At 31.7% G+C, this 26,544-nt stretch carries 28 protein-coding genes and 1 other annotated feature; of the genes, 24 read left to right on the top strand and 4 right to left on the bottom strand.

Annotation, left to right across the window (positions count from 1 at the left end; all coding sequences use genetic code 11):
• The first annotated feature begins 5 nt into the window (after window positions 1–5).
• The 9 genes from tmk (at window position 6) to HNR33_RS10265 (ending at window position 7,831) form a co-directional block, all read left to right on the top strand.
• Window positions 6–641, top strand: a complete 636-nt coding sequence (gene tmk / locus HNR33_RS10305) for a dTMP kinase (protein WP_429083038.1) — start codon at window positions 6–8, stop codon at window positions 639–641.
• 2 nt (window positions 642–643) lie between these two features.
• Window positions 644–970, top strand: coding sequence for a cyclic-di-AMP receptor (locus tag HNR33_RS10300; protein ID WP_429083037.1), 327 nt, complete (start codon window positions 644–646; stop codon window positions 968–970).
• 60 nt (window positions 971–1,030) lie between these two features.
• Window positions 1,031–1,360, top strand: a complete 330-nt coding sequence (locus HNR33_RS10295) for a cyclic-di-AMP receptor (RefSeq protein ID WP_429083035.1) — start codon at window positions 1,031–1,033, stop codon at window positions 1,358–1,360.
• 12 nt (window positions 1,361–1,372) lie between these two features.
• Window positions 1,373–1,825, top strand: a complete 453-nt coding sequence (locus tag HNR33_RS10290) for a YaaR family protein (RefSeq protein ID WP_429083033.1) — start codon at window positions 1,373–1,375, stop codon at window positions 1,823–1,825.
• A 12-nt stretch (window positions 1,826–1,837) separates the two neighbouring features.
• The gene (gene holB, locus HNR33_RS10285; protein ID WP_429083032.1) at window positions 1,838–2,818 is read left to right on the top strand and encodes a DNA polymerase III subunit delta'; all 981 of its coding nucleotides are present in this window, start codon (window positions 1,838–1,840) and stop codon (window positions 2,816–2,818) included.
• 4 nt (window positions 2,819–2,822) lie between these two features.
• Window positions 2,823–3,716: a PSP1 domain-containing protein gene (locus tag HNR33_RS10280; RefSeq protein WP_429083030.1), complete on the top strand. Its 894-nt coding sequence runs from the start codon at window positions 2,823–2,825 to the stop codon at window positions 3,714–3,716.
• Between the two features lie 238 nt (window positions 3,717–3,954).
• Window positions 3,955–4,647 carry a polyphosphate polymerase domain-containing protein gene (locus HNR33_RS10275; protein ID WP_429083028.1) on the top strand — a complete coding sequence of 231 codons (693 nt, stop codon included), beginning with the start codon at window positions 3,955–3,957 and terminating at the stop codon, window positions 4,645–4,647.
• Between the two features lie 11 nt (window positions 4,648–4,658).
• Window positions 4,659–5,327 carry a DUF4956 domain-containing protein gene (locus tag HNR33_RS10270; protein ID WP_429083026.1) on the top strand — a complete coding sequence of 223 codons (669 nt, stop codon included), beginning with the start codon at window positions 4,659–4,661 and terminating at the stop codon, window positions 5,325–5,327.
• A gap of 23 nt (window positions 5,328–5,350) precedes the next feature.
• Window positions 5,351–7,831: a CotH kinase family protein gene (locus HNR33_RS10265; protein WP_429083024.1), complete on the top strand. Its 2,481-nt coding sequence runs from the start codon at window positions 5,351–5,353 to the stop codon at window positions 7,829–7,831.
• Window positions 7,832–7,880: 49 nt separating this feature from the next.
• On the opposite strand, the gene HNR33_RS10260 is transcribed toward HNR33_RS10265, so the two are convergent.
• A complete protein-coding gene (locus HNR33_RS10260; RefSeq protein WP_429083022.1) occupies window positions 7,881–8,759 on the bottom strand; it encodes a glycoside hydrolase family 16 protein in 879 nt (292 codons plus the stop codon).
• A 178-nt stretch (window positions 8,760–8,937) separates the two neighbouring features.
• On the opposite strand from HNR33_RS10260, the gene HNR33_RS10255 reads away from it, so the two are divergent.
• Window positions 8,938–10,278 carry a glycosyltransferase family 2 protein gene (locus tag HNR33_RS10255; RefSeq protein ID WP_429083020.1) on the top strand — a complete coding sequence of 447 codons (1,341 nt, stop codon included), beginning with the start codon at window positions 8,938–8,940 and terminating at the stop codon, window positions 10,276–10,278.
• Between the two features lie 113 nt (window positions 10,279–10,391).
• Here HNR33_RS10255 and HNR33_RS10250 read toward each other — a convergent pair whose 3' ends face one another.
• On the bottom strand, window positions 10,392–11,138 hold the full coding sequence (locus tag HNR33_RS10250) for a hypothetical protein (RefSeq protein ID WP_429083018.1): 747 nt from the start codon (window positions 11,136–11,138) through the stop codon (window positions 10,392–10,394).
• Window position 11,139: 1 nt separating this feature from the next.
• A complete protein-coding gene (locus tag HNR33_RS10245; RefSeq protein WP_429083017.1) occupies window positions 11,140–11,970 on the bottom strand; it encodes a 4Fe-4S binding protein in 831 nt (276 codons plus the stop codon).
• A 252-nt stretch (window positions 11,971–12,222) separates the two neighbouring features.
• Here HNR33_RS10245 and HNR33_RS10240 point away from each other — a divergent pair, with 252 nt between their 5' ends.
• The 4 genes from HNR33_RS10240 (at window position 12,223) to HNR33_RS10225 (ending at window position 14,579) form a co-directional block, all read left to right on the top strand.
• Window positions 12,223–12,393 (top strand): DUF362 domain-containing protein, encoded by a 171-nt coding sequence (locus HNR33_RS10240; protein ID WP_429083016.1) that lies wholly within the window; start codon window positions 12,223–12,225, stop codon window positions 12,391–12,393.
• A gap of 118 nt (window positions 12,394–12,511) precedes the next feature.
• Window positions 12,512–13,264 carry a tRNA1(Val) (adenine(37)-N6)-methyltransferase gene (locus HNR33_RS10235; RefSeq protein ID WP_429083014.1) on the top strand — a complete coding sequence of 251 codons (753 nt, stop codon included), beginning with the start codon at window positions 12,512–12,514 and terminating at the stop codon, window positions 13,262–13,264.
• 247 nt (window positions 13,265–13,511) lie between these two features.
• The gene (gene rsmI, locus HNR33_RS10230; RefSeq protein ID WP_429083012.1) at window positions 13,512–14,360 is read left to right on the top strand and encodes a 16S rRNA (cytidine(1402)-2'-O)-methyltransferase; all 849 of its coding nucleotides are present in this window, start codon (window positions 13,512–13,514) and stop codon (window positions 14,358–14,360) included.
• A 24-nt stretch (window positions 14,361–14,384) separates the two neighbouring features.
• Complete coding sequence (locus HNR33_RS10225; RefSeq protein ID WP_429083011.1) at window positions 14,385–14,579, top strand: DUF1858 domain-containing protein; 195 nt, start codon at window positions 14,385–14,387, stop codon at window positions 14,577–14,579.
• Window positions 14,580–14,648: 69 nt separating this feature from the next.
• On the opposite strand, the gene HNR33_RS10220 is transcribed toward HNR33_RS10225, so the two are convergent.
• Complete coding sequence (locus HNR33_RS10220; protein WP_429083009.1) at window positions 14,649–14,888, bottom strand: AbrB/MazE/SpoVT family DNA-binding domain-containing protein; 240 nt, start codon at window positions 14,886–14,888, stop codon at window positions 14,649–14,651.
• Between the two features lie 367 nt (window positions 14,889–15,255).
• Between HNR33_RS10220 and HNR33_RS10215 the strand changes: the two genes are divergently transcribed.
• From HNR33_RS10215 to HNR33_RS10170, 10 genes are all read left to right on the top strand, one after another.
• The gene (locus HNR33_RS10215) at window positions 15,256–16,530 is read left to right on the top strand and encodes an HD domain-containing protein (protein ID WP_429083008.1); all 1,275 of its coding nucleotides are present in this window, start codon (window positions 15,256–15,258) and stop codon (window positions 16,528–16,530) included.
• Between the two features lie 30 nt (window positions 16,531–16,560).
• The gene (locus tag HNR33_RS10210) at window positions 16,561–17,211 is read left to right on the top strand and encodes a nucleoside recognition domain-containing protein (protein WP_429083006.1); all 651 of its coding nucleotides are present in this window, start codon (window positions 16,561–16,563) and stop codon (window positions 17,209–17,211) included.
• A 5-nt stretch (window positions 17,212–17,216) separates the two neighbouring features.
• A complete protein-coding gene (locus tag HNR33_RS10205; protein WP_429083004.1) occupies window positions 17,217–17,750 on the top strand; it encodes a spore maturation protein in 534 nt (177 codons plus the stop codon).
• Window positions 17,751–17,829: 79 nt separating this feature from the next.
• Window positions 17,830–18,072 (top strand) — a binding site (T-box leader).
• A 448-nt stretch (window positions 18,073–18,520) separates the two neighbouring features.
• A complete protein-coding gene (gene metG / locus HNR33_RS10200; protein WP_429083002.1) occupies window positions 18,521–20,479 on the top strand; it encodes a methionine--tRNA ligase in 1,959 nt (652 codons plus the stop codon).
• A gap of 13 nt (window positions 20,480–20,492) precedes the next feature.
• Window positions 20,493–21,257, top strand: a complete 765-nt coding sequence (locus tag HNR33_RS10195) for a TatD family hydrolase (protein WP_429083000.1) — start codon at window positions 20,493–20,495, stop codon at window positions 21,255–21,257.
• A gap of 234 nt (window positions 21,258–21,491) precedes the next feature.
• On the top strand, window positions 21,492–21,899 hold the full coding sequence (locus HNR33_RS10190; protein ID WP_429082998.1) for a hypothetical protein: 408 nt from the start codon (window positions 21,492–21,494) through the stop codon (window positions 21,897–21,899).
• 307 nt (window positions 21,900–22,206) lie between these two features.
• Entirely contained in the window at window positions 22,207–23,238 is a 1,032-nt protein-coding gene (locus tag HNR33_RS10185) for a resuscitation-promoting factor (protein ID WP_429082996.1), read from the top strand.
• A gap of 111 nt (window positions 23,239–23,349) precedes the next feature.
• Entirely contained in the window at window positions 23,350–23,898 is a 549-nt protein-coding gene (rnmV, locus tag HNR33_RS10180; RefSeq protein ID WP_429082994.1) for a ribonuclease M5, read from the top strand.
• Window positions 23,888–24,763: a 16S rRNA (adenine(1518)-N(6)/adenine(1519)-N(6))-dimethyltransferase RsmA gene (gene rsmA, locus HNR33_RS10175; RefSeq protein ID WP_429082992.1), complete on the top strand. Its 876-nt coding sequence runs from the start codon at window positions 23,888–23,890 to the stop codon at window positions 24,761–24,763. Before rnmV ends, rsmA begins: the two co-directional genes overlap by 11 nt.
• A gap of 105 nt (window positions 24,764–24,868) precedes the next feature.
• Complete coding sequence (locus tag HNR33_RS10170) at window positions 24,869–26,368, top strand: hypothetical protein (RefSeq protein WP_429082990.1); 1,500 nt, start codon at window positions 24,869–24,871, stop codon at window positions 26,366–26,368.
• Window positions 26,369–26,544 lie beyond the last annotated feature (176 nt).

The following is a 26,544-nucleotide window of genomic DNA, read 5'->3' as shown; positions in this document are numbered from 1 at the left end:
TGACAATGAAAGGCTGCTTTATAACTATAGAAGGACCAGATGGTTCTGGTAAAAGTACTATTACTAAGCTTTTATCCAGTTATCTAATAGATAAAGGCCATAGTATAGTATTAACAAGAGAGCCAGGAGGAACTAAAATAAGTGAGGATATACGAAAGATTATTTTAGACAATACAAATACTGACATGTCATATGTAACAGAGGCATTATTATATGCAGCATCAAGAGCACAGCACGTACACGAAAAAATTATTCCCGCAATAAATGCTGGAAAGATAATAATATGTGATAGATTTGTACTTTCAAGTCTTGTATATCAAGGAATTGGCAGAGGGTTAGGGGTAGAAAAAGTAAAAGAAATTAATGATTTTGCAATACAGGGCGTTGAGCCAGACTTAATACTATTTTTTGACATCGATCCTGAAATAGCACTGAGTAGAAAAACTAGAAGAAACAAAGGTGATAGACTAGAACGAGAAGATTTAACGTTTCACCAAAAGGTGTACGAAGGCTATCTAAGCCTTAAAGAGATATATGGTGGCAAGATCAAGACTATAGATGCGAGAAAGACTAAACATGAGACATTTGAGCAAGTTAGAAATATAGTCGATAAATTATTAGAAGGAGAAAGGGAGGAATAGTTATGAAGCTTGTGATAGCCATTGTTCAAGATGAAGATGTATCAAAGCTTATAGATGAACTTACCACAAAAGAGTTTAGAGTGACTAAGTTGGCATCCACGGGAGGTTTTCTTAAATCAGGTAATACAACATTGCTTATTGGTGTAGAAGAAAGTAAATTAAGTAATGTCATGGGGATTATTGAAGACATATGTACAACAAGAGAAATAACAACAGCGATGCCTTCAATGCCAATGACGCAAGATACTTATGTACCATATCCATATCAAATAAAAATTGGAGGAGCAACTATATTTATACTTGATGTAGAAAGATATGAAAGAATATGATCAGAATTTTAAAATCTAAAATTACTGTTATGCCACCAAATAATGAAGGGAGGTAAATTTATGAAACTTGTGATAGCCATTGTTCAAGACGAAGATGCTCCTAAGCTAATTGAAAAATTGATGAAAGAAGGTTATGGAGTAACAAAGCTAGCGTCAACAGGAGGTTTTTTAAAGTCCGGTAATACTACTCTTTTCACAGGAGTAAACAAAGAAAAACTAGATGATGTAATTAAACTAATAGAAGAAGTTTGTAAATCCAGGAAGCAGTTTACTACTGCACCTACACCTGCCTCTTGGGCATCAGGAGTATATATGCCTTATCCAGTAGAAGTACAGGTTGGAGGAGCGACAATTTTTGTTGTAAATATTGACCGGTTTGAAAAAATATAGGAGAGATTTGAAATGAAAATAAACGATATACTAAATAATACTGCTCAAACGATAGATATGAGCAATAAACATGCTTCTGTAAAAAGAGAATATATTAAAAGTAGTTTTAATGATGAGCTTAAAAACCTAGATGAGCTTAATGTAAAGCAGAGACTTGAGGGTTTGCTTAAAAAACTTGACAAACAGGCAGATAGACTTTCGAAAAACATGGATATAAAGGAAGTATTAGTCTATAAAAGACTAATATCGGAATTTCTTAAAGAATCAGTTAATTCTATGGTGAAATTTAGTAAAAATAATTTTCTTGATAGAAGAGGCAGACATAGGGTTTATGCTATAATAGAAAGAGTAGACGAAGAGTTAGAAGGACTTACTAAGGACGTACTATCCAAAGAGAAAGATAATATAAAAATATTGAAAAGAATAGACGATATAAGAGGATTGATTCTAGATATATACATGTAGCGGAGGAATTATATGGATTTTAATGATATAATAGGACATGAAAAGATTAAAGAAAATCTTCAAAGTGCAATAAAAAATAGTAGTGTAACTCACAGTTACCTTTTTGAAGGTCCTCGCTCTATTGGAAAAGAAAAGCTAGCTAAAGTGCTAGCTAAAACTTTGTTATGTAAAGCCAGTGGAGCCAAACCTTGTAATACCTGCACATCATGTATAAAGTTTGATTCAAACAATCATCCAGATTTTTTTATAGAGGAGCCACAGGGGGATTCGTTTAAAAAGGAACAGATAGAGGAAATTCAGAGGTCGATGAGAATGCTTCCTTATGAAGGAAAGAGAAAAGTATACATTCTCAATGATGTTAATAAAATGACACAAGAAGCACAGAATAGCTTTTTAAAGACTCTAGAAGAGCCTCCTGCTTATGTAGTTATTATTATGACGGTTATTAACAGTTATAGTCTACTGCCAACTATAATATCAAGGTGTCAAATGCTAAAGTTTACACCTATGCAAAATAGAAAAATAGAGGAAGCTCTTATAAATATGTATGGTAAATCATCCCATGAAGCAAGATTTATAGCTTCATTCTCAAATGGAATAATTGGAAGAGCCATAAGTCTTTCACAGTCGGATGAGTTTAAGAAATTAAGAGATGATGTTATATCAATAATAGATTCTACTATTAATAGTGATAGTTTTAAAGTATTTTCAATAAGTGAGTTTTTTGAGGACAAAAAAGAAATTATTGAAGATATATTAGATATTATTTTAATATGGTTTAGGGACCTGCTTATATATAAAGAAACAGGTGATAGCAGGTTTCTGATAAACATGGATAAAATTGACATCGTGTCTAGTCACTGTAGCAAATTACCAAAACAAAAAATACATGATATAATAGAGGTTGTAAGAAGCACCAAAGATAATATATATTCAAAAGTGAACTATCAATTATCTATTGAAGTTATGCTTTTAAAAATGCAGGAGGTATAGTAGGATGGTAACTGTTGTGGGAGTGAGATTTAAGAAAGCAGGGAAGATATACTATTTTGACCCTGATAATATATATATAGAAAAAGAGAATTATGTCATAGTTGAGACCGCAAGAGGTGTAGAGTTTGGGCAAGTAGTGGTTGGCCCCAAAGAAGTTTCAGAGGATGAAATAGTTCCTCCATTAAAAAGAGTTTTGAGAATAGCAACTGATGAGGACATAGCCTTTAACGAAGAGAACAAAGCAAAAGAAGAGCAGGCATTTGAAGTTTGTTTTCAGAAAATAGAAGAGCATGGTCTTGAAATGAAGCTAATAGACGTAGAATATACATTTGATAATAACAAAGTAATATTTTACTTTACTGCAGATGGAAGAGTAGATTTTAGAGAGCTAGTAAAAGATCTTGCTGCAATTTTTAAGACAAGAATCGAACTTAGACAGATTGGAGTAAGGGATGAATCCAAAATGATAGGTGGATTAGGCCCTTGTGGCAAATCTCTTTGCTGTTCAACATTTTTAGGAGAATTTGAGCCAGTATCTATTAAGATGGCTAAGGAACAGAATCTATCTTTAAATCCTACAAAGATTTCAGGGATATGTGGAAGATTGATGTGCTGTTTAAAATATGAACATGAGATGTATGAGAAGATACTTGAAAGGCTTCCTGAGATTGGGTCTATTGTAATGACTCCACAGGGAAAAGGAATAGTTATAGAAACGAATACACTCCTAGAAATAGCAAAAGTTAAAGTGAAGCTGCCTGATGATACTGACGAAATAATACCATTTGCTATAGATGAAATAGAACAGGTAGAAAAAAATAAGAAAGCTAGAAATGAGAATAAAAACTTTGAAATAGAGAATATAGAAGGATTAGATGAATTGCTGAAAGAGGACTAAAAATTTAGTCTTCTTTTTTTGCTTTAAATCTTCACTTTCTATTTGTGCTTCTACGGAAAAATTGTCCGTAATAATTGCACATAATTAAAAAGCTTTTAGAATAAGATTAATTAATCCTGCAATGGGAAATTTCCGTTAATAAAGTATTGCGTTTATTTTGTTTGTAGACTTCATCTGAGTCGAATCTTAATGAATAAAATAATTATAGTATTAAAATAAGAAAAGAAGGTGGGCAATAATGATTGCCGTTAGTAGACAAGAATATAAATACTATATAAACCAAAAGCAGTATTACTATATAAAGAATATGTTGCAGAGTTTTATGAATCGTGACTTGCATTGCTCAAGCTCAGGTGAGTATAGAGTGAGAAGCTTATACTTTGATTCGGCAAATAATAATGATTTCAATGATAAATTAAGTGGAATTACTAGCAGGAAGAAAATTCGACTTAGATTATATGATACAAGTGATAGCGTAATAAAAGCAGAAATAAAAAACAAGTACAAGGATTATATATATAAAGAAACAGGCTTATTAAAAAGAAATGAAGCAGATAACATTCTATTAGGAAAATATGATTTTCTAGAGAAAGTTAATGATGAAATACTTGCAAAACTATACATATATTTTAAGAAACAATATATAAAGCCTGTTACGATAATTGATTATGAAAGAGAAGCATACATACTGCCATTTAACAATATCCGGATCACATTTGATAAAAATATCAGAGCAAATAATTATGATTACAACATATTTGATGATGCTTTATTATTTACTCCAGTTATCGATCCAGGCAAATATATTCTCGAAGTAAAATTTAATCAATTTTTGCCAAGATTCATAAGTGGTGTTTTATCATCATGCCAGTTAAATAGAACGTCAATTAGTAAATATTGTATTGCAAGGTACTTTGAAAGTTCTTTTTAGGGGGTAATTATGTGAATATTTCAAAATTCAAGCAAATACTAGATACAAACATTGAAACAGTGCTTATGACTGATGTGATAGTTAATTTTGTAGTAGCCCTTATAATTGCTCTATTTATATTTATTATTTATAAGAAAACATTTTCTGGGGTGTCATATTCTAAGAGCTTTAATATAACATTAGTTCTAGTTACTTTAGTCACATCAATGGTCATTATGGTTATTGGAAGTAATTTGGCTTTGTCATTAGGTATGGTTGGAGCGTTATCTATTATTCGTTTTAGATCGGCTATTAAGGATCCAAAAGACAGCGGATATCTTTTTTGGGGTATTGCTGTAGGATTAGCTACTGGAACAGGGATTCATTTAATAGCGATTATTGGTTCAGCGATTATAGCTATTGTTTTAATCTTGCTAAATATAAATGTATTTAATGATAGAACATATTTATTAGTAATTAAGGGAGATAGTTTTAAGGAAGATGATGTTTATAAGGTTATAAAAGATTGTACGAAAAGAAATAAATTAAAAATGAAAAACACGGCTATTGGTCAAAAAGAACTTGTTTTTGAGGTTTTTCTCAAGAATAATGAAGAAGAAACTATAACGAATATGCTTTCATATATAGAACATATTCACTCAGTTAACATTGTGGCCTACAATGGAGAAATTAGTGATTAAAATAAGTATGAGAGGAGGCTCTAATGAAAAAATTACTTGCCTTTTTTAGTATTTTTTTACTATCAAGCTGTATTGTAGGTATCATTTTTTTTACATCATTATATACTAAAGGATTAGCAGGAAATGAAGGCTCAAAAATAATTATAACAGAAGTAATGTCAAGCAATGCTGCAACACTCTTTGATCAAGATGGAGATTCTACGGATTGGATAGAAATCTACAATTATGGAGATGTAGAAATAAATTTGAGGGGATACGGACTTTCAGATCAATCAGATGCTTTATTAAAATGGACTTTTCCTGAGCTGGTTATAAAGCCCAATGAATATATTATAGTGTATGCAAGTGGTAAGAATGTTGTAAGAAATGATGAAATACATACAAATTTTAGGATAGAGAATACTGGGGAAACATTATTACTTACTCAACCTGATAAATTTGTAATCGATAAAGTCTACATAAAAGCTTGTCCCAAAGATTTATCTTATGGCAGACTATCGGGAAGAGACAAAGAATTAAGTCTTCTAGCTATACCAACTCCCAGTCAACAAAATGTTAATGAAATCATTTATGAGGAGAATAAAACGTCTGAACTGAACACACCAGATTTTTCGGCTGAAGGGGGCTTTTATACACAGGCTTTTGAATTGGAGATATCTTCAAAAGATGAAAGTACAGATATTTATTATACGCTAGACGGTTCAGAGCCTACAATTAGATCTTTAAAGTATAAACAACCTATTAAGATCAGCTCACTCAATGGCCAACCAAATGTTCTTTCAGAAATTAAACAAGCTTCTTTTCAAGTTACAGATAATAGTCCTTTGTATAAACCGAAAGGAGAAGTTTTTAAGGCTACTACCGTAAGGGCTAGAGCTTACAAAGAAGGATATCCGTATAGTGATATCGTAACTTATACGTACTTTGTAGATGAAAATATAATGAATCGATTTTCCTTACCGATTATCTCAATAGTGACTGAGAGAAAGAATTTATTTGATATGAATACTGGCATATATGTGACGGGTAGAATTTTTGAGCAATTTTTGAAAGACAATGCTAATGCTGAACTAACAGGTTCAATACCTGCTAATTATAACCAAAAAGGTAGAAGATGGGAAAGAAAAGTATCAATAGAATTCTTTGAATCAGGGGGACAATTAGCATATAGAAGCGACGTAGGGTTAAGAATATTTGGAGGATGGTCTAGAGCTAATGCTCAGAAATCATTTAAAGTAATCTCTAGGGATATCTATAGCAAGAATGACACGATAACGTATAATATGTTTATATGGCTTAAAGATCGTTATGGCAAGCCTATTACTTCATTTAAAACTTTCTTACTTAGAGCAGGCGGAAATGACTGGAACGATACTTTAATTAGAGATGGATTAATGCAAGAATTGGTTTCTGATACAAGTATTGATACGCAAGCTTTTAAGCAAATAATACTTTTTATTAATGGTGAATACTGGGGAATTTATAATCTAAGGGAATCAATAGATGAGTATTATCTATTCAATCATTATGGTATAGATCCTAAAGAATCTATAATTTTAGAAAACTTTACAAAGTTATCACATGGAAAGAGCGGGGATGAAAAGGATTTCATCAATTTGCTAGAATATGTTGAAGACAATGATTTGAAGCAAAAAGAGTGTTATGACCATGTTACAACTAAAATAGATTTAGCAAATTACATTGAGTATGTAGTAAGTCAAATTTACTATGGAAATACCGACTGGCCAGGAAACAATCTAAAATTATGGAAAAAGAGAATTGAACATTACGATAGAAGCGCGCCTTATGGGCATGATGGCAGATGGAGGTTTTTTTTATACGATACAGATGTTGGATTTAATATGTATCCTGATTTTCTTGGAGGTATAAAAAATGATACATTAGCGATGGCAACAGAAAAAAATTCTGGAGTAGATTGGCCAAATCCACCATATTCAACAATACTACTTAGGAATTTGCTTGATAACGAAGAATTTAGAAATCAATTTATCAATACCATGGCAGACTGGTTAAATACCAGATATCATCCTGAAAGTGTAAAGAATGAAATAGATGAAAAGGTTAATCCAATTGATTTAGAAATGAAAGAACATTTAAACAGATGGAATTCTATTGCTGGTGGATATGAAGACTGGAAAGATGAAATTGATACTTTGTATAGCTTTAGCTATGAGAGGAATAAATATGTAAAAGAACACATTCAAAATTATTTTAAACTACAAGGAACATCTGCTATTACTATAGGACATAACATTGAACACGGACTAATATCTATAAATTCTATAAAAAACATAGAGTTTATAAATAATAGCTGGCAAGGAGAATATTTTATAGGTATACCAATAGAATTAAAAGCTATTACCAAGCCAGGATATGTTTTTGATAAGTGGATTATTGATGGGCAAGAAATTAAATCTAGTGAAACAACACTAGTGCCTTCTCGGGCGGAAACTCATATCTCTGTGTGTTTTATTAAAAAATAGGCCTAAATAAAGTGAGTATGATCTATGGATAAGGCAGAACTTACTCACTTTATTTTTGGGGATTAAATAACTGTTTTTCTAATACCCTTACATAATCAATTTCAAAATACTGTGGGAAAACTGCACTTTGATCAGGATTTCCTGGCCAATTACCACCTATTGCAGTATTGATATAAAGATATAGGCTTTCGCTAGGAGAAATATCAATTTGAAACTTTAAATCATTATCTATCATCCATCTGATACCTGTTTCATCCCATTCTACAGAATATATATGAAACTCTTGAGTAAAATCAGGACCTTCAAAAAATGAATATTCCCTCATAGTCTTGTCAGATTGCCAATGATACACCATCCAAATCTTAGTAGGTTCATCGCCTAACATTTCCATTATATCTATTTCAGGAAGATAATCATTTTCTGAAGATAATAGCCAAATGGCAGGGAATATTCCTTTTCCTCTGGGTGTACGAGCTTTTACCTCTACTTTACCATACTTAATCTCTAGCTTATCTTTAGTGTTTACGGCTCCCGAAGTATATAAGCTATTTTCATAATTTTGTTTATGACTTGTAAGTATTAAATGTCCGTCTTTGACAAGAACATTTTCACTTATATAATACTGAAGTTCATTATTTTTAAAAGAAGGTGCCTCGACGACATTCCATCTTTCTTTATCGATTAAATCTGTGTCAAATTCATCGTGCCATACTAAATTCCACCCAGGATATAGTTCATTTTCAATTTTATCGCGTATAACAGCTGAATTTATTATATAGTCTTCAGTATTTTGCATGTTATCTATCTCTGTTTCTGCTATTTTAGCTTTTAATGCTTCCAATGATTTTGATATGGGTTTATCCATATTATTAAGCTTATAAAGAATTAATAATGCAAATAATATACTTATTATACCAGTAATGAGCAAAAATTTTTTTATGAAATCACCTTCTTATAAATTTAATCTTAGTTTCATAATATTTCAAAGCTTCATACAAGTATTTTGTTTATACATATGTAACAAAATTATCAGTTATTAACATTATATTCATAGGAAGCATATTATCTTAATACAATATATAAATATCTTTAAAAAGGGTGGAAAGATGAAAATATTTGCTGTTTTTTTACTTGTATTAAGCATAATTTTTCCCATATTTCATTTACTAAATGTTATAATGTCATCAAAAGCTAATATGATATACAAAAGTAAACATCTAAAATCTGGAGTAACCATATTAATACCTTGTTTTAATGAAATGAAAATAATAGAGCGCTCAATAAAGGGTGTTAATCATATAGACTATAACAATTATGAAGTCATATATATCAATGATGGGTCTAGTGATCTGACGTTTCAACTATTAAAGAAAAATTTAAACTTAATACCTGCTAAAAAAGAGCCTATTAACAAGCTAGAGTACAAAAGTATTAAGGGCTTTTACCAATCGTTACTCTTTGATAATATCTATGTTATTGACAAAGATAACGGAGGAAAGGCAGATAGCCTTAATGCAGGTATATCATATTCAAGTAACGAATTAATTATCACCCTAGATGCTGATAGTATTTTGGCCCCTAATTCTTTAGAAATATTAAATAGTGTTTTTTATGATAGCAGCATTGTTGCTGGGGGAGGATTAGTAAAAGTTTTGCAAGGATATAATGGAGATGGAATTGAAACAAAAAGAATAACTAACCTAATAAAACTACAAACATTAGAATACCTTAAAGGTTTTTTTATTTTAAAGGCATCTTTGTCAAGAATAAACGCAATGCAAGTCATCTCAGGAGCGTTTGGAATATTTAGAAAAAGTATACTTATGGATGTGGATGGATATAGAAATACTATTGGTGAAGACATAGATATAACAATAAAGATACAACAAAAAATCATGAATGATAGTAGTAAAAAAGTTGTATTTATTCCTGAAGCAGAGTGTTACACAGAATGTCCTGAAAGCTTCAAAGATTTATATCAACAAAGAATAAGATGGCAAAAAGCTTTTATGGACTGTATTATAAGATATGGATATACACTATTAAAAAACATATTTGTAAGTAAACTAGCTATTTTTATGCTTATGGATGCATTTCTTGTAGGAACTATAGCAACATTTTTTACGATTGGCTCTTTTTTATTCTTATTTCTTTTCACTGATACATTTAAAATGGCTCTGTTAATATACACTATTGTCTCAACTCTTATATATTTATCACATAACTTAATTGCTTTATCTATGTCAAGTGTAACTAGGGAAATAAAATCTACTAAAACGAAATTATCCATAGCCACAACTGTTTTAATAGACATCTTAATTTGGAGATTTATAAACTGTTTTTTCATTATTGCAGGCACATTATCCTATCCTTTTAGTAAAAAATGGATTAAGATTGAGAGATCTGAGCAAATCTATGAGTATGTTAGTGAATACAATGAAACTTAATAATAGGTAAAATATTAAAGTACTCAATGTGTATATCTTGAAGGTAAATAAAAAGAACGTTTATGTGATGAACGTTCTTTTTGTATTAAAATTAAATAAATTATAGTACTGGTTTACTGCTGTATATTATCTATTTTTTGCTGTAATTCACTCTTAACAGTCGAAAATTCCAACCCGCTTTCACCACAGAAGTCTTTAATATTTACTAATGGATTAGGAAGCTGAGTACCTATAACCTGTTCAATATCTTCCCTTGAAACTCCCCAGTCCAATACTTCTCTAAAAGTTGTTTTTCCTTTTATCATTGTCTCTGTTTCTTCGATATGTTCAGTACTTTCTGGTGTACCGATAGGTTGTTGAACTTTTGCTGAAGAAATATCAATGCTGTTATTTTCTAAATATTTAATTTGCTCTTCTGATAGTTCAACTGAATTCTTGAGTATATCTGCCGCTTGCTTAAGAAGGTAAGTATCAGGGTTAAACTCATATGGCAATCCTTTATATATGGCAACAAAAACTCTTACAGAATCATTTCCAATTTCTAATCCTTGTTCTTTTAGGTCACTGTATAACACTTCTAAATCCTTATTTTTAAAATCACCAACATTTTCAACATCAGATACACCAAATGCACTCGCCAAGTCACTTAGAGGTATATCGAAAATAGTACTAACATCATTGAATGAATAAGAGCCTCTAATATCCGCAGGATTATATTCGCCTTTAAAGTCACCCCCTTTAAATGTTGCAGGAACTTTTGATGATGTGGTTTGCCATAGCCCAAGTGATGAAGATAGCCCTATGCCAGCAAACATAATTACTACTATAGCAATTCCTAGAACTGATGATTTTATTTTCATACTATTTTACACCCCCTACTGAAAGCTCAACGGTATCACTTACAGGACAAGCTGCTTCAGAAGTACACTTCATACAGCTAATACATTGATGATTTGATATTACGTTTTTCTTAGAGACATTTATGTTCATAGGACAAGCTTTGTTACAAGCATTACAGGATACACAAGTAGAAGAATTGCGCCTAATTTTAAATACTCTAAATAGATTAGTTATACCTAGTATTGCTCCGAAAGGACAAGTATACTTACACCATGGTCTTTCAACAAATAAAGATGCTGTCAAAGTAACAACTAAAACAATAACTCCACCTATGGCAACTTCACTGCTCCAGAAATTGAACAGTGCGTTATATGGATCTATATTTGAAAAGAATAGTTTTCCTGAATGAGCAGTTACATATATTACCCAAGCCATTACTCCATATCTTAGATATCTTAAATATTTATCAAACTTATATGGAATAAAGGTATTAAATCTTTTTTTAAATATTTTTCTACCTATTTTCCCAATCCATTCTTGTATAGAACCTAAAGGACATATCCATCCGCAAAATACAGGACCGAATAGAATAGATAAAAAAAGAACTATAGACATTAAAACGAATGAGGACTCATGGATTTTTTGAACAAAAGTTCCTACTGTAGCAAGCTGATAAATGCTTACAACTCCTCCAAATGGACATAGACCATGTAGAGATGCAGAGGATAGAAAAGGTATCTCTTTTCCTGATTCAACTAAAGTATGATTCACAGCTATTAATGCTATAAGTCCGAAAAATATAAATTGCACGGCTAGACGAGCTGAGATCTTTTTTTTAGATAGATTACTCATAAGAACACTCCTTTATTATTTTCTTTGATAAAGTTAATTATAGATACTTATTGTGACAGCTATGTGACAAAATAGTGTAAGAAAGATGAAATTAAATACCTAAAATTCAATATTGATTATTAATAAATCATTTATGTTAAAAAGAAAAATTAAAATTAATAAAAACTCTTTTATTGCTTAATAATAAGTGATACAATATTAAAGGAACTACATACGTAGAGCTATTACCATTACCTTAAGGAGGTGAACATAATGGCTTATAAAATTACAGATGCTTGCATCAGCTGTGGAGCTTGTGAAGCTGAATGTCCAGTAAATGTTATCAGTGCCGGAGATGATAAATACGTTATTAATCCAGAAGGATGCATCGAGTGCGGTGCATGTGCTAATGTTTGCCCAGTAGATGCTCCAGTACAAGAATAATAATAGGAAAATATGGAAAAAGACCCTTTAAGGGTCTTTTTTTTCTGCCTATATTTATGGATAAATGGTATAATAATAGTTGTATAAAGAAACTCAATTTAACAGGAGCGATCATTTAATGGAGCAAATATTTTTAAAAGAAAATGAGAGAATAGACGATTTACAGTGTAAAGGCTTAAAAATAATTCAGAGTACAGAAGGATTCTGTTTTGGGATGGATGCAGTTCTGTTATCTAATTTTTGTGATATCAAAAAAGGATCAACTATCTTGGATATGGGCACAGGAACAGGAATTATACCACTTTTAATATGGGCAAAAAATGATATCAAGAAGATATATGGACTAGAAATACAAAAAGAAGTAGCTGAAATGGCTAGTAGATCAATTAACATGAATAGGTTAGAAGATAGCATAGAAATACTAAATATTGACCTTAAAGATGCTCCAGATATGCTTGGAGTAAATAAATTTGATACAGTAATATCTAACCCCCCATATATGAATTCTGGTGGAGGGTTGATAAATCCTAACGATAAAAAGGCTATATCAAGACATGAAATAATGACATCTCTAGAAGATGTTATTAAAACTGCTAGCAGACTTCTAAGACATAATGGAAGCTTTTTCTTAGTACATAGACCAAATAGAATAGTAGATATACTTTGTCTATTGAGACGATATAAGCTTGAACCGAAAAAATTAAGATTTGTTCATCCTAAAATAGATGATAAACCAAATCTAGTCTTAATAAAAAGTGTAAAAGCTTCAAGACCTGAACTGAAATTTGAAAAGCCACTTTATGTTTATAAGGATGATGGAACATATACTGACGAAATCTATGACATATATGGGATGAGTAAACCTAAATAAAATATATTTAAATATGAATAAAATAGTGCTTTTATGTGATGAAGATTTTGAGAAAACTATTGGCTCATAAACAAAAAAATCTTAAAATTTGTAAACTTGCTTTGCTCAGACATACAAATTTCTTAACAGATTTTTCTGTTTCTTTCGCCTAGTTTTCTTAACAAAATCTCATAAGTATTCTCTTATCTATTTTATCCATATTTAATTAAGTATCTATGTACTTAAGGAGAAAGAGAGGAGAAATAATTTGGATAATGTAGGAAAGCTTTATATATGTCCTACCCCGATAGGAAATCTTGATGATATAACTATAAGAGTACTTAACACTTTGTCAGAGGTTGATTTAATTGCAGCAGAAGATACAAGGCATACGATAAAATTATTAAATCATTTTGAAATAAAAAAGCCGTTAACAAGCTATCATGAGCATAATAAAAGGGAAAAAGGGAACTTTCTAATCCAAAAGCTTTTGCATGGAGAAAATATAGCCATAGTTTCAGATGCAGGGATGCCTGGGATATCAGACCCAGGTGAGGATATTATTAAGCTAGCCATAGAAAATGCCATAGATGTAATAGCACTTCCAGGACCTACAGCATCTATTCTTGCTTTAGTAACATCAGGATTGCCGACCTCAAGGTTTGTGTTTGAAGGATTTATGGCATCAAATAAAAAAGAAAGAAAAGAAAGGCTAGAGAAACTAAAAATTGAAGAAAGAACTATCATATTTTATGAATCTCCGCATAGATTGATTAATTTACTTGAAGATATGCTGCAGGTTTTAGGTGAAAGAGAAATATCAGTGGCAAGAGAGCTTACAAAAAAATACGAAGAAGTCTTCAGAGGGGATATAAGTGATGCTTTATATAAATTCAAGAAGAATAGTCCTAAAGGAGAGTTCGTTGTTGTAGTAAAGGGTATTACGCTTGATTTTTATGAGGATACAGATAATGAATCATGGAACGATATGACCATTAAAGAGCATATTATATTATATATGGAACGAGGCTTTGACAAGAAAGAAGCAATAAAAAGAGTGTCAAAAGAAAGGAATATTCCTAAAAAGGAAGTGTACAAGGAAAGCATAGATATATAGAATATGATGGTAGGGGGAGTGGGCATGGAGGTCAATAAAGATATGACAGTTGCAGAGGTAATCCAGAAAAACATGAGAGTTTTAGACGTACTTGAAAAATATAGCATGGGGTGTAGAACATGCAATGCAGTATATAACGAAACCTTAGAAACAGCAGCGAGAGCAAACAATATTAATTTAGAAAAGTTGATATATGACTTAAGGCAGGTATTTGATTAAAATATATTTCAAGATAAAAAAACAGCCATATGGCTGTTTTTTTATCTTTTTTTATCTGACTATGTAGCCTTATTTTTTTAGTTCTTCAAGGCAACCTGGGCAGATATTTTTTCCTTTAAATATTTCCACATCTTTAGCTTGTCCACAGAAAATACAAGCTGGAGCATATTTCTTAAGGATAATTTGTTCTCCGTCTACATAGATTTCTAAAGAGTCTCTTTCAGCTATATCAAGAGTTCTTCTCAACTCTATAGGAATAACTACTCTACCAAGCTCGTCTACTTTTCTTACAATACCTGTTGATTTCATCTCATTCATCCTCCTATTCGTAATGTGTCAAGAATCGACTATTTTTTACAGATTAAATAGTACCATATATTCCAATAAAAGTCAACATAAAACTTTAAAATAAATTCACAAATTTTTTTTAATGTATACAATATATCAGAGAATAAGCTAGTTGCACAACTTTGAAATTTAGCTGTTTTCAATAGATATTGAAGATAGTAGTAAATTAAGCAGAGATATAAGGTAATTTTCAATATTTAAAAATAGAATTATTAAGCTATTTTATTCACATTTTTATTACAAATATAAAAAACATTGATTATCATGAGTGAAACTATGGTATATTAAGAAAAAGTGCATATTCTTCTTATTATAAGGAGCTGATTAAATGGAATTCTTATTAGCAAGACTTAAGGAAATAAGCAAGAACCAAAATACAAAAATATACATAATAGGTAATTTTATTAGAGACTTTGTTCTAGGAACGCGTGGCAATTGTATTGATTGCATAGTTCAAGATAAAATAGAGATTATTGCTACACTTTTTGCTAATGAAATATCAAGTAAGGCTGTGACTATAGATGAGAATAATAGAACTTATAAAGTAGTAGATATTACAAGGGATATAACACTAAATTTTAGCAAAATGAACGGTAACAGGATAGAAGATGATCTGATGAAAAGAGATTTTACTATAAACAGTCTAGCAATTGATGTATTAGACTTTGACTGCAATGTTCTAGATGAAACAAAGATAATAGACCCTACTAGTGGACTAATGGATATAAATAGAGAAAAGATAGTTTATGTATATGAAGATGTTTTTAAAGATGACCCTGTAAGGATATTGAAAGCTGTAAGGTTGATGTCAGAGCTTGGGTTTGATATGGATGATAGAACAAAGAGAAAGATTCTTTCAGATAAATGCTTCTTAAAAACTATTGTGAACGAAAAATTAACTGACGAGCTATTTCAAATCTTAAGGAATAAAAAAACGTACTATTACTTTAGTTTCATGGATAAGCATTTGAATGTACTAGAAGAAATATTTCCTGAGATAATACCAATGAAGGATGTAGGACAATGTAAATATCATGTTGTCAATTCATTCACACATTCATTACTTACATTGAAAACACTAGAAGAAATAATTTATCATAATGCTTACTTTGAAGAGCATGTGAGAGAGTCATACGAAAGACATGGTAATGAATCTATAACATATGAGCACACAAGATTAGAGCTAATAAAACTAGCTGCATTTTTTCATGACGTTGGTAAGCCTAAAGCGAAAAAAGTTGATGAAGCTGGCAGAACAAGGTTTAAAGGACATGAAATAATAGGAGCAGAAGCTATACGAAGTATAGCAGAAAGATTGGGACTTAGTCTTAAAGAAAAAGATATACTTCATGATATCACTGCGAAGCATATGATACCTCTAGTGCTATATAAGGATAATGATGTTAGTGGAAAAGCACTTTATTCAATGTTCTCAGATCTTAAAGATAACACTTTAGATGTGCTTTTAATATCGCTTTCAGATATAATTGCCACTAGAAAGGTACTTCAGCCAGATGAAGACATGGGCAAGTACAAGATTCATATAGAATATTTGGCAAACAACTATCTTACTAGATTTAAAGAATCAGAAAAAACTATATAGGGAAGCAGTATAACTAGCCTCATCATTATGATGAGGCTTTTTGTAATCTATGGGCTATATGAGGCATATACTCAAAATAAGATTATAAAAAAGGGTGAGCTTCAGATGATAAACTATATATGGTTTTTCTTAATTCTTATTGGTATTATAGTAGCTATATTTACAGGAAATATAGAAGTAATAAATACAGCTATAATAGAAGATGCTGAAGAGGCTGTAAAATTTGCAATAGGGCTTACTGGTATAATGGGTGTTTGGCTAGGACTTATGAATGTAGCAGAGAAATCTGGGTTAATAAAGTCATTTAGCAGACTTTTAAGACCAATTACGAGGATGTTATTTCCAGATGTTCCAAAAGACCATCCTGCTATGAGTGCAATCATAATGAATATGGTTACAAACATGTTTGGAGCTGGCAATTCTGCAACAGCAATAGGAATAAAAGCAATGGAAGAAATGAATGCAATTAACAATAATAAAAGCAAAGCAACAAATGCTATGTGCATGTTTCTTGTAGTAAATATGTCCTCTATACAGCTTGTGCCACTAACGGTACTTAAAATAAGAGCAGATGCTGGTTCTACAGCTCCTACAGAAATAATAGGAACTTCTCTTATTGCTACAGCAGTTTCTACTATTGTAGGAATAATAAGTGCTAAAATACTGCAGGTTAGAGGGTGAATCATATGGTAGACGGTTTAAGGATAGTTTCAATTTCAATTATTCCAGCTATAATGTCTATAATATTAATACATGGCTATATTAAAGGAATAAGCATGTATGATTGTTTTGTAGAAGGTGCAAAGGAAGGTTTTAAAACTGCTATAAAATTAATGCCATATTTGATTGCCATATTTATCGCCATAGGAATATTTAAACGTTCAGGTGCCATGGAAATACTGGTAAGAGTTTTTAATCCACTTGGCAAGGTTCTGGGAATACCTAAAGAAGTAATGCCGCTAGTTATTATGAGACCAATATCAGGCAGTGGTTCACTTGGAGTTGTTAAAGACATTGTTACTACATATGGACCAGATTCATTTATTGGTAGAGTTGCATCTACTATGATGGGCTCAGCAGAAACTATATTTTACACAATGGCTGTGTATTTTGGTGCAGTTGGAATAAAGGATACAAGACATACATTAAAAGCAGCACTTTTATCACATTTGGCTGCAGTAGTTGCTTCGGTATTTATATGTGGGTTAGTGTTTGGATAATATTGAAAAAACTCTTGACAAAAATGAACAATTTATGTATAGTTTTTATTAAAATAGTAGAACATATATCATAACATATTTAAAAGCAATGAAGGGAAGAGTAGGTTTAGCAACTATCTTTAGAGAGCCAGGGTGGGTGAAAGCTGGTGATAGAAGTTAAATTGAACATGGACCCTAAGCTATATAGCTGAAACTAAGTAGGCTGTATCGGAGCTGTATCCGTTATTATTACAAGGTTATTATTTGTAACCTAGTGAGATCTAGACTGTGAGGTTTAGATGAATTAGAGTGGTAACACGAAGAATACGCCTTCGTCTCTTGTAGAGATGGAGGCGTTTTATATTTTTATTTAAAAATTAAAGTAATGTTGAGACTAAATGAAATATGCATCTAAGTAATTACTTTAATTTTTGAATAGCTAAACTTAAAACAAAAGGTATTGTTTGAATATGGATAAAAAAGATAAGAGAATGCATATGAGATTTTTTCGTTTATCTGATAGCTTAAAATTCTAATACTTCCTCCTTCTGTCGGAAGTAAAGATAAGTAGATTATACAAAGCTTCGATTTGTTGTAAGTTACTTAGCTTCTTCATCAATTGCATAGTTCTTAGATTGGTTCAAATATAATTCAGATAGAGAAAAGATTCCATCTGAATTAAGCTTCGCTGTATGAGTCTATAGTTTTCTCAAAATTTTCATCGCATGAACGTTTTTTTATTCATATTCAAATTGCATCATTGGTTATCAATAATAACAGGAGGTTTTAATATGAAAAAAACATTTTATATCACAACACCTATATACTATCCTAGTGATAATCTTCATATAGGACACACTTATTGTACTGTGGCTGCAGACACCATGGCTAGGTTTAAGAGAATTTTAGGATATGACGTAAAATTCTTAACTGGTACAGATGAGCACGGGCAAAAAATCCAAACTGTAGCTAAAGATAAGGGCGTTACACCTAAAGAATATCTAGATGGAATAGTAAGTAATATAAAAGAACTTTGGAAAACGCTAGGCATAACTTATGATAAGTTCATTAGAACTACAGATGAACAGCATAAAGAAATAGTACAAAAGATATTCCAAAAGCTGTATGATCAAGGTGATATATATAAAAGTCATTATGAAGGACATTATTGTACACCATGTGAATCCTTCTGGACAGAAAGTCAGCTAGTAGATGGAAAGTGCCCAGACTGTGGCAGAGAGGTTAAGCTTGCAAAAGAAGAAGCATATTTCTTTAAGTTGTCTAAATATCAAGACAGACTGATTAAGCTTTTAGAAGAAAATACAGAATTTTTACAGCCAGAGTCAAGAAGAAATGAAATGTTAAACAACTTCTTAAGACCGGGACTTGAGGATTTGTGCGTAACGAGATCATCGTTTGATTGGGGAATAAAAGTACCTTTTGATGATAAGCATGTAATATATGTTTGGATAGATGCACTTAGCAACTATATAACTGCATTGGGCTATCTTACAGACAACGATGAAGAATACAAGAAATATTGGCCAGCGGATACTCACCTTGTAGGAAAAGAAATAGTGAGATTTCATACAATTATATGGCCAGCAATCCTGATGGCTTTAGGACTTGAGCTTCCTAAAAAAGTATTTGGTCATGGATGGATACTATTTGAGAATGATAAGATGTCAAAATCAAAAGGCAATGTAATATATCCAGAACCATTAATTGAGTTATACGGAGTAGATGCATTAAAATATTTCTTACTGAGAGAGTTTTCATTCGGACAGGATGGCTCATTTGCAAAAGAAAAATTCTTAAATAGAATAAATTCAGACCTAGCTAATGATTTAGGAAATTTAGTAAGCAGAACTGTTGCTATGATTGACAAATACAATGGTGGAATCATTCCAATACCGTCTAAGGACGGAGAGTTTGACGAAAGTCTAAAAGAACTAGCGACTTCTACTGCAGGTAAAGTAGAACAATTTATGGATAAATTAAGCTATAGCAATGCATTAGAAGAAATTTGGAAGCTTGTAGGTAGAGCAAATAAATACGTGGACGAAACTACACCTTGGATATTAGCCAAAGATGAGGAAAATAAAGACAGACTCGATACTGTACTTTATAATCTTGCTGAGACACTTAGAATAGTTTCAGTATTGATAAGACCATTCATGGAGAGAACCTCAGACAGCATATGGAGACAGCTTGGAATGGATCACGGTCAAGGAACATCATGGGATGATTTATCACAATGGGGTAAGCTTTCTACAGGACTTAAAGTAAGAAAAGAAAATCCAATGTTTCCAAGGCTTGATGTAAAGCAAGAGCTAGAAAGATTAAATGAAGCTAATGAAAGGTTTATAGAAAAGAGAAATGGCAAAAAGAAAGAAGACTCTCAGCAAGAAAAAGTACAAGAAGAAAGCCATATTACAATAGATGATGTGGATAAGATAGATTTAAGAGTAGCAAAGGTAGTAGATGCTAAAAAGCATCCTAACGCAGATAAACTCTTAGTACTTCAGCTTGAAGTTGGAGATGAAAAAAGACAGGTAGTATCAGGAATAGCTAAGTATTACAAGCCAGAAGAGCTAGTAGGAAAAAATGTCATCTTAGTTTACAACTTAAAGCCAATTAAGCTTAGAGGAGTTGAATCACATGGTATGGTGCTTGCAGCAGATAAAGCAAAAAAGCTTACATTAGTGACTACATTAGAAGATATAGGAAGTGGAGCAAAGGTTAAGTAAGGGGGAAGAAACTATGTTGATTGACAGCCATGCTCATCTTGATGACGAAAGGTTTGATAAGGACAGAGATAAGGTAATAAAAGATTTGACCAAAGATGGCATAGAGATAGTTATAAATCCTGGTGCAGATGTTGCATCATCAGTTAAATCAGTATCTTTATCTCAAAAATATGACAATATATATGCTGCAGTAGGAGTACATCCTCATGAAGTTAAAACTATGGATGAAACAACTATAGAACTACTTCGTTCATTATCAAAAAAAGAAAAAGTAGTTGCAATAGGAGAAATTGGTTTAGATTATCACTATGACAATTCACCTAGAGAAGTACAGAAAAAATGGTTTATAGAACAGATAAAGCTTGCAAAGGAATTAGATCTCCCTGTAATTATCCATGAGAGAGAAGCACAGCAGGACATGTATGACATATTAAAAGAGCATGCAGATGGGAAGTTTAAAGGAGTATTGCACTGCTTTTCAGGTAGCTTAGAAATGGCTAGAGAATATTTAAAGATGGGCTTTTATTTATCATTTGCTGGGCCAGTAACATTTAAGAATGCAAAAACTCCTAAGGAAGTAGCTAAAAACATTCCATTAGAGCGTATGCTGGTTGAAACAGACTCTCCTTATTTGACACCTGAACCTAATAGAGGGAAAAGAAATGAGCCATTAAATGTAAGATATGTAGCTGCAATGATAGCAGAGTTAAGAGGAGTGTCTTTTGAAGAAATAGCACAAAAAACAAGTCAGAATGTAAAAAAGTTATTTAATATATAATTATTGCTTTAAATGATTATTTGAAATCAGGACCTATGGGGTAATTCCTTAGGTCCTTTAATTTTGCAAAAGCATATAATCTAGATTGATAATACTTGTCGTATTTCCCGGGAAATCAAAGTAAATTGTTGTTTTCTATGAAATTAAAAGAAAATGTAAAGTAAAAGTAACGGTTATCTAGCCTCTTCATATAATGATACTAGGTAAATAAATACCATTAAAGGAGTTGATTTAATGAGAAGACCTAGAGATCGATATCAAGAGCCAAATAAAAAACCTGAGGAGCGTCCATCTAACCCAGAATACCCAATGATGCCTCAGTATCCAATGTATCCAACATACCCTACCTATCCATCAATGGAAATGTGTCCAATGATGAATCCAATGATGAGACGATGTATGATGATGTGTATGCACCAATGTGGATATCCTATGATGAGTGGAGAAGAAAATATTGCACCAATGCCGAATCCGAACCCAATTATGCCAATGCCGAATCCAAACCCAATTATGCCAATACCGAATCCGAATCCAATTATGCCAATGCCGAATCCGAACCCGATTATGCCAATGCCAAACCCAAATCCAATGATGCCAATGTATCCAATGATGGATGACGACATGGATATGGATTGTATGTAATTTAAATAACTGGACATAATATAGAAACATAGTAAAAAAACAAAGACTAAGTGAAAATTCATTTAGTCTTTGTTTTTGATTAAAGATTAATATAAATAGTAGAAGAACGTTACCACTGTGAAACTTTTGAAAATATTATAGAGTCTTAAATGTCATACTATCCATTCTATCTATCTTCGAATACAATTTATTTAAGAATGGTAATCGATAATATATATTACATATATGACATATAATAGGTATAAATTTGACAAAAAATTTGTTATGAAATAAAATACAGTGGAGCAAAAAAAATAGGAGGTACAAGATGGTAGAGCTAATAAAAAATAATAAGCATTTATTTGTCTCTATAGTCATTTTAATTGGAATAGTAGCCGCATCATTCGTAGCATACGATTTGGTATTTCATGATGTTGCTATTTCAGTCGATGGTGATGAGATAATGCTTAAAACAAGTAAAGCCACCGTTTCAGAACTGCTTGGGGAAAAGAAAATAAATCTAGATAAAGAGGATTATATAAATGTTTCATTAGATAGACAACTAGAGGATGGACTTAAAATAGATATAAAAAAAGCAGTTCCTATTACAGTAACCCTTGGAAATAAGAAGCTAGAGGTTAAAACAGCAAAAGATACTGTAAAGGAAGCACTAGACTCATTAGAAATAGCATATGATGAAAATGACAAGATAGAACCTTCACTAAATGAGAAAGTTACCTCAAAGCTAGAGATAAACGTAACAAGAGTAGATGAGAAAATCGAAGTAAAAAGTGAAGAAATTCCATATAAGACAATAACAAAGAATAATAAAGATTTAGAAAAAGGAAAAAATGTAAAAGTACAAAATGGTGAAAGAGGATTAAAGGAAGTTAAAATAAAAGAAATATATGAAAATGGAGAGCTTATATCTAGTGAAATAATGGAAGAAAGCGTAGCTAAGGAACCTGTTAACGAGATAATTGAAAAAGGTACAAAGGATTTTGAAATCGCATCAAGGGGTTCTTTTGCAGGTAAAAGAAGTGCAGTTATGGTGGCAACTGCATATGACTTAACCTATGAGAGTACAGGAAAAAGACCTGGAGATAAATACTATGGAATGACTGCTTCTGGAACAAGAGCAAGACCAGGAGTAGTAGCAGTAGATCCTAAAGTCATACCATTAGGAACTAAGTTATATATAGAATCCCTAGATGGAAGCAAAGATTATGGATATGCAGTAGCGGAAGATACAGGTGGAGCAATAAAAGGAAATAGAATAGATTTATTTTTTGAAAGTCCTAAAGATGTTAAAGCTTTTGGGCTGAGGAAAGTTAGAGTATATATTATAAGCGGGAAATAGAGCAGGGAACTGCTCTATTTTCATTTTGGATGCTGTTATCTTTATTATAATTAAAATTAAAGGTATAATTAATAAATGAAGTTGGAAACATCAGAGTAAGGAGAGGAAAAAATGATTAAAGAGATAATAGTAGTGGAAGGTAAAGATGATATTACTGCTGTAAAAAGAGCAGTTGATGCAGAAATTATTGCTACAGGTGGATTTGGCATTACTGATACAACCTTAGAACGTATAAAATTAGCTGGGGAAAGAAGAGGTGTTATTATATTTACTGATCCAGACTTTGCTGGTGAAAAGATTAGGAAGATAGTATCGAAGGGAGTAAAAAACTGTAAGCATGCTTTTCTTCCGAGAGATAAAGCCACAAAAGAGGGGAATATTGGAATAGAGAATGCTATTCCAGAGGATATAATTGAAGCACTTAGCAAAGCGAGAGTAGAGTCAGTAGAAATGAGAAGAGAATTCTCTAATACTGATCTTTTTGAGAATGGACTGATAGGCAATGAGGATGCAAGAAAAAGAAGAGATTACTTAGGAAGAATACTTGGTATAGGATATTGTAATTCAAAACAATTTTTAAAAAGACTCAATAATTATGGTATAACAAGACTGGAGTTTAATGAAGCACTAGGGAGGATAGATAAGGAAGATGGACAATAGAAAACTGTATTCACCAAATGTAACGAAGGAAGTCATAGAAAGGCATGGTTTTAGATTTTCAAAGAGCCTAGGACAGAATTTTTTAATAGATGGAAATATCATTGAAAAAATATGTGATGGAGCAGATATAAATGAAAATGATGGAATTATTGAAATAGGTCCAGGAATAGGGACATTAACACAACAGCTATGTGAAAGAGCTGGAAAGGTAGTAGCAATAGAATTAGATAAAAATCTACTTCCTATATTAGACGATACATTAAGTGCTTATGACAATGTTGAGATAGTTTATGGAGATGTATTAAAGATTAACTTAGATCAACTAATCAAAGAAAAGTTGAAGGGCAGAAATATAAAAGTAGTTGCTAACCTTCCATATTACATAACGACACCTATCATAATGAAGCTATTAGAAGAAAGGCTTGACATTGACAAAATAGTTGTAATGATACAGAAAGAAGTCGCTGAGAGGATGCAGGCTGATCCTGGAAACAAAGATTATGGTGCTTTATCAGTTGCAGTACAATACTATTCACAACCTGAGATAATTGTTAATGTACCTAAAAATGTGTTTATGCCAAAGCCAAATGTTGATTCAGCAGTTATAATGCTTGATATATATGATAGTCCCATGGTGGAAGTAATAGATAAAAAGCTTTTTTTTGAAGTAGTTAAGGCTGCATTCGGAAAGAGGAGAAAAACACTTCTAAATGCATTAAGCTCAGGTACTTTGAATATTAATAAAGAAGAAATACAGGATATTTTGCATTCATGTGATATAAATCCTCAAAGAAGAGGAGAAACTTTATCCATTGATGAATTTGCCACATTAGCTAATTCAATATCAAATGCTCATCGGGATTAGTTAAATAGTTTAAAGACTAATTCTATTCCTAATTCAAACTATTAGTTCACTATTTAGCTTCTATTACATATATTAGTAATAAGGAGTAGAAAGGAGGGAATAGGATTGTCTTTAAAACAAGCATATATGAGAAAATTTGTTATACTTGATGAACAGAACATCAACTATTCAAAAGCAAATAATCAAAGGCCTAAAGGGCATGTTAAACTTGAAGTACGTGACGGTAAAGGTAAACTTGCACTTAATGTAGATGGATTAAATGCCAATATTAGTGATGAAAATATTTATAAAGGATTTATACTATTTAACGACAATTTAAAGTTAACAAAGGTTGATGTTGGCTCAATAATTGTAAATAGTAATGGCAGAGGAAGTGTTGAATGGCAATTTAATCCGTTGTCAGTTGGAGGTACAGGTGTTTCTATCGACAAATTCAACGTTATATTAGTCAAGCTATGCTCAAAAAAACAACAGGATGAAAAACTAGTTGTGCCATTGGCAGGATATATTCAAGATGCAGATGATAGTGTATCTATGATATTAGACAAACTTAAGAAAGATATAAAAAATGAAAATAAAGTAGAACCAAGGCATTACCAAAAGGAAGAGAAAAGGATTGAGGATAGTGAAGAACCAATATATATTGAGGTTTCGGAAACCAAGGAATCTTCTACTATTGAAGAATCAGATGACTTTTACGAAAATAAAATAGAAGAAATAAACATTGAGGAAGCACAAGAAGATATAGAAGAAACTCAAGATATAGAAGAAGCCCAAGATATAGAAGAAACTCAGGAGGCAGAAGAATTCCAGAAAACTCAAGAAGCAGAAGAAATAATAGAAGCAGGGGCAATAGAAGAGCTACAAGAAATGAAACAGACAGAGGAAGTTAATGGTGAAGAAGAAATAGAACAACAGGATGAAGCAGTCGAGGATGAAGTTTACGAGCTTGAACAATTACTTGACGTAAATCAGGTAGTAGATGAGGTAACAGATAAAATAGAAGGTCTAGATGAAGAGTATGAAGAAGATAAATATTATGATAACAAAGAACTTAAAAACACATATAACTATAATATGTATAATGATAATACCTATGGTCACTCGATTAATAGATCAAATACTTATATTGAAAACGCAAGAAATTATAGCAAGCAAATTGCTAACTACGCTATGAACATATTAAAATTTTTTGATAGAGTAAATCCATTTAGAGAAGCTTTAGAAGGCTATAAATGGTGGGAGATAGAATATGATAGTAAAAATATTTATAGAGGGTTTTTACCATTCTACAACTATCTTGTAAATATGTACTATCCATATCCGTTCATGACAAAGGTTACTACATGCCAGAGCTTAATCAAAAGACATAATCACTATATTTTTGGTGTAGTAGAGGGACAAAATGAAGTTCAATATTATGTTTATGGAGTACCAGGTAGATTTACTAGAGAAGATCAGCCTTACAATGGTGCAACCGGTTTTACTACTTGGCTTAGGGACAAAGAAAAAAATAAAGAAGACATGGGATATTGGTTAATATATATTGATGCATTGAGTGGAAAGATAGTTACGCCTTTAAATCCAACCATACCGCCTAAGTAGACTTAAACCCCTTTTGGGGTTTTTTTATTTATGGGCTTTAGCCTGTTGAGCTCGCGAAGCGTGCGAAACAATAAACCACCTGCTATGCGGGTGCGCGACAGAAGTTATACAAAAAAATCACCTTTTCGTTATAATAGAGTTGTTCAAGCTACTATAATAACGAGAGGAAAGGTGAT

Source organism: Brassicibacter mesophilus, assembly GCF_050433385.1.
GTDB classification, from domain to species: domain Bacteria; phylum Bacillota; class Clostridia; order Tissierellales; family Proteiniboraceae; genus Brassicibacter; species Brassicibacter mesophilus.
This window is presented reverse-complemented; position numbering and strand designations above follow the sequence as displayed.